We start from the raw sequence: 9,615 nt of genomic DNA on the forward strand, positions 1-9,615 counted from the left end.
ACCAACTGCAATGAACTGGATGTTGATAAGGCCTATTACGTGAAGCGCCTTTGCTAGCCTCTTTGTATATTCAGCTATAGTCTCTTTTACCTTAGCAGAAAGAGACTGTGCAGGATAAACTGAAATTGAGTCGCCGGAGTGTATACCAGACCTCTCGATATGCTCCATGATACCAGGAATAACGATGTCGTCGCCGTCGCACACAGCATCTACCTCGGTCTCGATTCCCTGGAGGTACTTATCTACAAGAATCGGATGATCCTGAGCATATCTGTTGATGATATTCATGAACTCTTCGATCTCGTCATCGGAAAGAGCTATCTGCATGCCCTGTCCACCAAGAACGTAGGAAGGACGCACAAGTACAGGATATCCTAAGCGGTTAGCAACCTCTTTTGCTTCCTCTGCAGTGTAAACTGTGGCACCTGCTGCCCTCTTGATCTGCGTCTCCTCAAGAATCTGATCAAAAATCTCTCTGTCCTCAGCTGCGTCAACGTCCTTAGCATCTGTTCCGTAGATCTTAACCCCCATTTCCATAAGGTCCTGGGTGAGCTTGATGGCTGTCTGACCACCGAACTGAACAACTGCTCCGTCGGGCTTTTCAAGTCTTACGATGTTCTCAACATCCTCTGGTGTAAGAGGCTCAAAGTAGAGCTTATCTGCAATGTCAAAGTCAGTACTTACAGTCTCAGGGTTGTTGTTGATGATGATGGTCTCAAAGCCGGCTTTTCTGAAGGCCCATGTGGCATGCACGCTGCAGTAATCGAACTCGATACCCTGTCCGATCCTGATAGGGCCTGAGCCAAGAACCAGGATCTTTTTCTTACCAGTATCAGCGGAAAGAGAAGCCTCATCCTCTGAATCCGGGCCGTTATAAACTGAGTAGTAGTAAGGAGTCTGAGCCTCAAACTCAGCAGCACAGGTATCAACGATCTTAAAGGTAGCATGGATCTTGTAGAAATCCCTAAGCTCTTTTAATACAGATACCTTAAATCTTGTAAGTCTGCTGATAACGCTGTCAGGATACTCAAGGCGCTTAGCTTCAAGCATGGTGTCGAAGCTGATGATCTTCTTGGCATCCTCAAGGGTTCCGTACTTACCTTCTGTGTTCTTTTCACCGGCACGAAGGAGTTTAAGTTCCATCTTGACCAGGGTATGGAGCTTGTCGATAAACCACAGATCGATCATGGTGATGTCATGGATCTGCTCGTGGCTGATACCGCGGCGAAGGGCCTCAGCAATCACCCATATTCTCTGGTCGTCAACTACGGTGAGGCGGGTAAGGAGCTCATCGTCGTCAAGCTCTGAAAAGTCGTAGCTTGTAAGGCAGTCCACGTGCTGCTCAAGGGAGCGGATAGCCTTCATCATGGCACCTTCAAAGTTGGTGCAGATACTCATTACTTCGCCGGTAGCCTTCATCTGTGTGGTGAGGGTTCTCTTGGCAGTAATGAACTTATCAAAAGGAAGACGAGGGAACTTAACTACGCAGTAGTCAAGGGCAGGCTCAAAGCTTGCAAAGGTCTTACCTGTAATGGCATTTTTGATCTCATCAAGCGTGTATCCCAGGGCGATCTTGGCTGCAACCTTGGCAATAGGGTAACCAGTTGCCTTACTTGCAAGGGCTGAGGATCTTGATACTCTTGGGTTAACCTCAATTACGCAATACTCAAAGCTTGTGGGATGAAGGGCAAACTGTACGTTACAGCCACCAGTTATCTGAAGCTCATTGATGATGTTAAGAGCTGCACTTCTAAGCATCTGGTACTCTTTGTCGCCCAGTGTCTGGGATGGAGCAACAACGATGGAGTCTCCGGTGTGAACACCTACAGGATCGATGTTTTCCATGTTGCAGACTGTGATGCAGTTTCCTGCACTGTCACGTATAACCTCGTACTCGATCTCTTTCCACCCGGCGATGCATCTCTCAACTAAAACCTCGTTAGCTCTTGAGAGACGAAGACCGTTTTTGAGGATCTCCTCACACTCTATCTGGTTGTGGGCAATACCGCCGCCTGAGCCGCCAAGGGTAAATGCAGGCCTAAGTACTACCGGATATCCGATCTCTTTTGCGAAAGCCACGCCGTCCTCTACGTTGTGGACAACGGTAGATGCTGCGCAGGGCTCGCCGATCTTTTCCATGGTGTCCTTAAACTCCTGCCTGTCCTCAGCCTTTCTGATGGTCTCAGCTGTGGTTCCAAGGAGCTTCACATTGTGGCTCTTTAAAAATCCTGACTCATCCAGTTCCATTCCAAGGTTAAGACCAGCCTGGCCTCCAAGGGTAGGAAGAATGGAATCCGGTTTTTCTTTTTCAATGATCCTCTCAAGGACCTTGACTGTTAAAGGCTCGATGTAAACCTCATCAGCGATGTTCTTGTCAGTCATGATGGTTGCAGGGTTTGAGTTTACAAGTACAACTTCAATCCCCTCTTCCTTAAGTGATCTGCAGGCCTGGGTTCCAGCGTAGTCAAACTCCGCAGCCTGTCCTATTACTATAGGTCCTGAACCGATGACCAGAACCTTTTTTACGTCTTTACTCTTTGGCATCAGTTCTTACCTCCGTTTTTCTTTGCTTCAAGCATCATATTTATGAATCTGTCGAATAAAAAGCTTGTGTCCTGTGGGCCTGGGCAGGCTTCCGGATGGAACTGCACAGTAAAGATATTTTTGCCCGTGTATTTAAGGCCTTCATTGGTGCCGTCATTGACATTTGTGAAGGCTGGAACTGCTATATTTTCATCGAGCTTGTCCACGTCAACTACATAACCGTGGTTTTGGGATGAGATGAAGACTCTTCCTGTCTCAAGGTCCTTTACAGGGTGGTTACCACCTCTGTGACCGTATTTAAGCTTGTGGGTGTCAGCTCCTGTAGCAAGTCCCATGAGCTGATGTCCAAGGCAAATGGCAAAAATAGTTTTTCCGCTGTCGTAGAGCTTTTTAACCTCTTTTATCACATCGCCGCAGTCCTTTGGATCTCCAGGGCCGTTGGATAACATGATTCCATCAGGGTCAGCTGCAAGAATTTCATCAGCGCTTGTATTGTAAGGATAAACTGTAACGTCGCAGCCTCTTGCTGCAAGGGACGCAGCAATATTCTTCTTGGCTCCTACGTCCAAAAGAGCTACCTTCAAGCCCTTACCATTAAGGTCCCTCACAAGAGACGGTCTTTTTTCAAGTCTTGCCTTATCTCCTTTAAGGTAAGCTTCATAATCCTCTTTATTAAAAGATGAGCTTCCTGAGATCGGACCATTATCCTCCAGCTTTTCAGCCCCTTTGACGAAGTACTTCTCCTTGCAGGAAACCTTGGAAACCACGTCCCCTGTTGTGTAGGCCTTGATCTTCTCTTTTACACTGTCAAAAGAGATATTCTCTTTGGTAGTGATAAGACCATTCATTGTACCCTTATCTCTAAGAAGCCTTACCAATGCCCTTGTATCAATTCCCTCAATTCCAGGAATCTCATATTTTTCCAGAAAATCTGAAAGAGACATGTCACACCTGAAGTTTGAAGGAACCCTGCACAGCTCTCTTACGATAACTGCATCAAGCCATATCCTCTCAGACTCCATATCCTCCAAACATACACCGTAGTTACCAATAAGTGGATATGTCATGCAAACCGCTTGACCGGCGTATGACGGATCAGTGAAAACCTCCGTATATCCCGCCATTGAGGTGTTGAAGACTATCTCACTGACAACATCCTTATCAGCCCCGATATGTTTTCCCTCAAACCTCGTTCCATCTTCCAAAATCAAAAATGCTTTCATCTATTTTCTCCATACTACTGATTTACTACTTTCTCTAACTTCGCAATTGCATATTCCTTGTGATATCTTTGTCCGAACCATCATCGCTTTGACCATACACAGGCGCCTTACGCAGACATGTGAAGGTTCAGGCGATTTTCAGGCTGTGGAGCAAAGACCAGTCCATCATGAACGTCTATACGCGAAGTGATGGACGCTTTGGGCTTTGCGGAGCGCTTAGCCTGACGAGACTGAAACTGCACATGTCTGCGTAAGGCGCCGTGAACTGCCGCAAAACCTGATGGCCGCCAATCCTCCATCACTTGAAATATGCCACACCACTCTCAAAGATGCGAAGGTCCTGCTCGCCGAAGATGTTGACTGCTACGCCGTCGCCGCGACGCTCTGAGTGAGCCATCTTACCAAGGCAGCGTCCGTCTGGTGACAGGATACCCTCTACTGCTCTGTAGGAACCGTTGATGTTCCACTCGTCGTCCATTGTGATGTTGCCATCAAGATCGCAGTACTGGGTTGCGATCTGACCATTTTTAAAGAGCTCATCGAGAACTGCTTCTGGTGCAACAAATCTTCCTTCGCCATGGGATGCTGGGTTTGTGTAAACTCCGCCAAGCTTAGCTCCTGAAAGCCATGGTGAATTGTTTGAAACAACCTTTATTGTAGCCATCTTGGAGATGTGTCTTCCGATGGTGTTGTATGTAAGTGTAGGTGAGTTCTCGCTCTGTCCTGTGATCTTTCCGTAAGGAACAAGTCCAAGCTTGATCATAGCCTGGAATCCGTTACAGATACCAAGAGCAAGACCATCTCTTTCCTGAAGAAGTCTGTCTGTAGCAGCCTTGATCTCCTCGTTCTGGAAGGCTGTTGCAAAGAACTTGGCACTTCCGTCCGGCTCATCACCAGCTGAGAATCCACCTGGGAACATGATGATCTGGGCGTTGTCTATAGCCTTCTTAAACTCCTCTACAGACTCTCTGATGTCCTTTTCATCTCTGTTTCTAAATACCTTGATATTTACATCTGCGCCAGCTCTTCTAAAAGCCTCTGCACTGTCGTACTCGCAGTTGCTGCCTGGGAATACAGGGATAAATACTGTAGGCTTTGCAACTTTGTTCTTGCATACATAGATTTCTTTTGCCTCAAAAAGACCTGTGTCTACCTTGTCCTTGGAATCAGAAACTGTTGAAGGGAATACCTTCTCGAGCTTGCTCTTCCAGGAATCAAGAGCCTCTTCTACTGTTACGCTTGTGCCAGCAAAAGAGAACTTGCCATCATCAGTTACTGCGCCGATCTTTCTTGCGCCTGAAAGCTTAAGGGCATCCTCTACAAACTCGGCAGGAACCTCGGCAATGATGTCTGCAATGTCGTTTGCAAAAAGCTCTTTTGCTGGGATAGCATCATCTATAGCTACTCCAAGGCCATTACCAAATGCCATCTTGCTGACTGCTGCTGCGATTCCGTAAGAATCCTCAGCATAGGCACTTGCGATCTTACCTGCTGCCATAAGCTCATTTATACCGTTATAAAGAGCTATAACCTTGTCATAGTCTGGAAGGTCGTACTCATCTCTTGCTATCTTGAACTGAACAAGAGCGTTTCCTGCCTTCTTGAGCTCAGAAGTTACAACGTCCTTCTGGGTAGCCACATCTACCGCGAATGAAACCAGTGTAGGTGGTACGTTTATCTCGTTGAAGGATCCGGACATTGAGTCCTTACCGCCGATTGAAGCTACGCCGAATTTCAGCTGAGCATCAAAAGCTCCAAGAAGAGCTGTGAAAGGCTGGCTCCACCTTGTTGGATCCTCTGTCATTCTCTTGAAATACTCCTGGAAGGTGAAGTGGAGGTTTTTAAGTGATCCGCCGCTTGCAACGATCCTTGCAACAGACTCTGTTACTGCGTATGCTGCGCCGTGGTATGGGCTCCAGCTTGAAAGGAATGGATCAAAGCCGTAGCTCATCATTGTTACTGTATCTGTCTTACCTGCAAGAACAGGGAGTTTTGCGATCATGGTCTGGGTCTCGGAGAGCTGGTACTTACCGCCGTAAGGCATAACTACTGTGCCTGCGCCGATTGAGGAGTCAAACATCTCAACAAGGCCTTTCTGTGAGCATACGTTTAGGTCGCTCATCTCTGAAAGCCATGCACCCTTGATATCTCCTGCTTCAAGGGCTTTTGCAGCGCCTTCTGAAGCTATCTTTTCAAGGTAGTTATCCTTCTTTGAAGGGATCTCTACCTTGACCTGTGTCTCCTGGTGAGCTCCGTTGGTATCAAGGAAAGCCCTCTTAATATCTACTATCTTCTTGCCTCTCCAGTTAAGAACAAGCCTTGGCTCCTCAGTTACAACTGCAACCTTAACAGCCTCAAGGTTTTCCTCTGATGCATATGAAAGGAACTTGTCAACGTCCTTAGGAGCAACAACAACTGCCATTCTCTCCTGAGACTCAGAGATTGCAAGCTCTGTTCCGTCAAGACCTGCGTACTTTTTAGGTACAAGGTCAAGGTTAATATCAAGGCCTGGAGCAAGCTCGCCGATGGCTACTGAAACACCGCCTGCACCAAAGTCGTTACATTTCTTGATAAGCTCACTTACTTCTGGTCTTCTAAAGAGCCTCTGGAGCTTACGCTCTGTAGGAGCATTACCCTTCTGAACTTCAGCGCCGCAGGTTGTAAGGGACTTGGAATCGTGAGCCTTGGAAGATCCTGTTGCTCCGCCGCAGCCGTCTCTTCCTGTTCTTCCGCCAAGGAGAATGATGATATCTCCCGGATCTGCGCTCTCTCTTATTACGTGTTCCTGAGGAGCAGCGCCCATAACAGCACCGATCTCCATACGCTTAGCAACGTATCCAGGGTGATAGATCTCTTTTACATAACCAGTTGCAAGACCGATCTGGTTACCATAGGATGAATATCCGCTTGCTGCGCCGCGAACAAGCTTTTTCTGTGAAAGCTTGCCCTTCATGGTGTCAGCTACAGGAACTGTAGGATCTGCAGCGCCTGTTACACGCATAGCCTGGTATACATAACCTCTTCCTGAAAGGGGATCTCTGATAGCTCCGCCAAGACATGTGGCAGCTCCACCGAAAGGCTCGATCTCAGTAGGATGGTTGTGGGTTTCGTTCTTGAAAAATACAAGCCAGTTCTCTGTCTTTGGGCCATCGCCGTAGTCAACTTCGATGGGTACAACAACTGTGCAGGCGTTGTTCTCTTCAGACTCTTCCATGTCTGTGAGCTTGCCGTCTGCCTTAAGCTTCTTCATACCCATAAGAGCGATGTCCATAAGGGAGATGAACTTCTCTTTCTTCTTATCATCAGTCTTGTAGAGTGCATCTCTTGCTGAAAGGTACTCTTTATATGCACCCTCGATAGGCGCCTTGTAATCGCCATCTTCAAAGGTTACGTTTGTGAGCTCAGTTCCGAAGGTTGTGTGGCGGCAGTGGTCTGACCAGTAGGTATCAAGAACCCTTATCTCAGTCATTGAAGGATCTCTGTGCTCCTCACCAGAGAAGTACTGCTGGATCCACTTAAAGTCGTTGAATGTCATGGCAAGGCCAAGGGACTCATAGAGATCTGAAAGATCTTTTTCATCCATATCCTTGAAGCCGTCAAAGATCTTAACGTCCTCTGGCTCGTCGTAAACTTCTACCAGCGTCTCAGGCTTAGTATCACTAGCAATCCTTGAATCCACAGGGTTCATGGTGTAGTTCTGGATCTTAGATAGCTCTTCGTCTGACACGTTTCCGATAAGCATGTATGTTACAGCTGTCCTTATTACAGGATGCTCATCGCCTTTGATAAAGCGTACGCACTGCTCAGCTGAATCTGCCCTCTGGTCAAACTGTCCAGGAAGTGCCTCGATGCTGAACACTCTTGCTCCAGCAGGAATCTCAATTTCTTCTCTATAAAGATCATCAACTGGTGGCTCTGAAAAGACTGTCCTGCAGGCCTTTTCAAATACCTCGTCTGATACGTTCTCAACGTCGTATCTGATGAACATCCTTACGTTCTCAACACTCTTAATTCCGAGATACCCCTTTATCTCAGCCTTAAGCTCTTTTGCCTTTACTGCAAAAGGTTCCTTCTTCTCCACATAAACTCTTCTTACTGCGCTCATAATATCTCCTTCCTTACTTTTGAAAAAAGTGCTTCAGGAAATCCAAAGCACTTTTCAAATCATTAATTATTTAATTCATCGGGCACTAATCCCTGCATGACGTACATAAGCTCTTTATCAATGGCCTCTTCTGTGATGCCAATGGTACCAGCTGTTATCTTAAGTCCCTCAACCACGTACATAAGATTGCGAGCACATCCAAGAGGATTCTCACAATAGAACTCACCGGTTTCGACACCGTTTTCAATAAGCTTTTCTACTATCTTAACTGCTGTATCAAACTGACGTTTAAGGGGATTATCAAGAGCAGTCGCCTTATGAAGTGTGAAGTACTCATATGTGGCAACTGTCAGATTGTTTTTCTTTCTAAGGATTTCTTTTTTCTGTTCCTTGAGGAAAAGAGCCAGCATGTCCCCGGCAGCTGCACTACCGGAAATAGAGGCAAGAACTGTATCCTCATCATCGGAATCATCAGACAAAACGGAAAGGAAAAGCTCATCAGTACTTGAGAAATAAAGATAAAGGCCTCCGCGACTGATCTCGCAGGCGTCCACGATATCCTTCATTGTTACATTCTTGAAGCCTTTTTCAGCGAAAACTGTTCTGGCCTTTTCAATAATGTACTTTCTCTTCTGAACTGATTTCTCTCCCATTGATCCTCCACTCAACTTAGATTAGCGGTCTGTCGGTCTCTTGACCCCAAAAACGGACCAGCTCATCCATCTTTTTGACGACGTTATAAAGAACCCCTGTCTTAACACCCTGTGCCCACTTGGCACCCTTGCTCATGCCCTGAAGGATGTAGCATGAAAGGATCCCAGCAAGGTCATCCATATCTGTTATCTGGGCGTCCTGTATGAACATAAGCTCATCCTTTGGGGAATTAAGCCTGTTCCTGGAATATACATATACGTAGTTTCTGTCAAGCAAATTGGTGGTCTGAGCTGCCTTAACAAAGGCCAGAAGATTAGAATCATAAACAGGAAATGGCATCGACTTAAGATCGCTGTTTGAGTAGCTCTGAGCCACATCGTGACTTGTGTTTTCCTTAAGCCAGTTAAGATAAGGAGTCAGCTTGGAAAGCTCAGGACGATACCTTAAAACGATATCCTCAACACTGTTTTCATTGACACTTTTGTCATTTTCAAAATCCATTGAAACCCGCGCCTTTCCTGGCTTTACGCCATTTCATATTTTTGATTTTTCAGAAAAAAAGCTCTTAGTCCGAGCTCCAAAACATTATAGCAAGTACCTCGGCTGATGTCTAGAGAAAATCCTCTTAATCAAAATCAATTTGTAAGGGCCTCTTTGGTGCTGTATGATTAATGAAAACAAAGGAAGTAGGAGCACCTCTATGCTGGAAAATTTCGAATATTACAAAGTCTTTTATCACGTGGGACGCCTTGGCAGCATCACCTTGGCGGCTAAAGAGCTGTCCATCTCTCAGCCAGCTGTGAGCCAGTCCATTCATCAGCTTGAGAGCGCTCTTTCCTGCACTCTTTTTCAGCGTACAGCCCGCGGAATGAAGCTAACCAGTGAGGGAGCTCTTTTGTACAGATATGTAGAACGGGGCTATCAGGAATTTGACCTTGGGGAAAAGAGACTTAAGCAGCTCCTTCATCTTGATGCGGGAGAAGTCAGGATCGGAGCCAGTGACATGACTCTTAGATTTTTTCTTTTGCCCTATCTTGAGAAATTCCATGAGCTGCACCCTGGTATCAAGGTCACAGTAACCAATGGACC

The 9,615-nt window shown here is 46.4% G+C and carries 6 protein-coding genes; 1 reads left to right on the forward strand and 5 read right to left on the reverse strand.

Annotated features, from left to right (window positions below; translation table 11 throughout):
- The 5 genes from carB to J6I68_RS04345 form a co-directional block, all read right to left on the reverse strand.
- Window positions 1–2,544, reverse strand: a 2,544-nt coding sequence (carB, locus tag J6I68_RS04325; protein WP_292217781.1) for a carbamoyl-phosphate synthase large subunit, incomplete at its 3' end; no start/stop codon positions are given.
- Complete coding sequence (locus J6I68_RS04330) at window positions 2,544–3,767, reverse strand: carbamoyl phosphate synthase small subunit (protein WP_292217783.1); 1,224 nt, start codon at window positions 3,765–3,767, stop codon at window positions 2,544–2,546. The genes J6I68_RS04330 and carB, both read right to left, overlap by 1 nt.
- Before the next feature lie 298 nt (window positions 3,768–4,065).
- Window positions 4,066–7,872, reverse strand: coding sequence for a phosphoribosylformylglycinamidine synthase (locus J6I68_RS04335; protein ID WP_292217785.1), 3,807 nt, complete (start codon window positions 7,870–7,872; stop codon window positions 4,066–4,068).
- 62 nt (window positions 7,873–7,934) lie between these two features.
- Complete coding sequence (locus J6I68_RS04340) at window positions 7,935–8,525, reverse strand: TetR/AcrR family transcriptional regulator (RefSeq protein WP_292217787.1); 591 nt, start codon at window positions 8,523–8,525, stop codon at window positions 7,935–7,937.
- Between the two features lie 16 nt (window positions 8,526–8,541).
- Window positions 8,542–9,027, reverse strand: a complete 486-nt coding sequence (locus tag J6I68_RS04345; RefSeq protein ID WP_292203630.1) for a hypothetical protein — start codon at window positions 9,025–9,027, stop codon at window positions 8,542–8,544.
- Between the two features lie 199 nt (window positions 9,028–9,226).
- On the opposite strand from J6I68_RS04345, the gene J6I68_RS04350 reads away from it, so the two are divergent.
- Window positions 9,227–9,615 (forward strand): LysR family transcriptional regulator (locus J6I68_RS04350; RefSeq protein WP_292217789.1); only part of this gene is annotated, 389 nt, incomplete at its 3' end.

Origin of the sequence: Butyrivibrio sp. (assembly GCF_017940685.1) — a bacterium.
Lineage (GTDB): Bacteria > Bacillota > Clostridia > Lachnospirales > Lachnospiraceae > Butyrivibrio.

Coding starts and splice junctions, on each gene's coding strand:
- J6I68_RS04330 (WP_292217783.1), bottom strand. CDS start 3,767: ATGAAAGCATTTTTGATTTTGGAAGATGGAACGAGGTTTGAGGGAAAA.
- J6I68_RS04345 (WP_292203630.1), bottom strand. CDS start 9,027: ATGGATTTTGAAAATGACAAAAGTGTCAATGAAAACAGTGTTGAGGAT.
- J6I68_RS04335 (WP_292217785.1), bottom strand. CDS start 7,872: ATGAGCGCAGTAAGAAGAGTTTATGTGGAGAAGAAGGAACCTTTTGCA.
- J6I68_RS04340 (WP_292217787.1), bottom strand. CDS start 8,525: ATGGGAGAGAAATCAGTTCAGAAGAGAAAGTACATTATTGAAAAGGCC.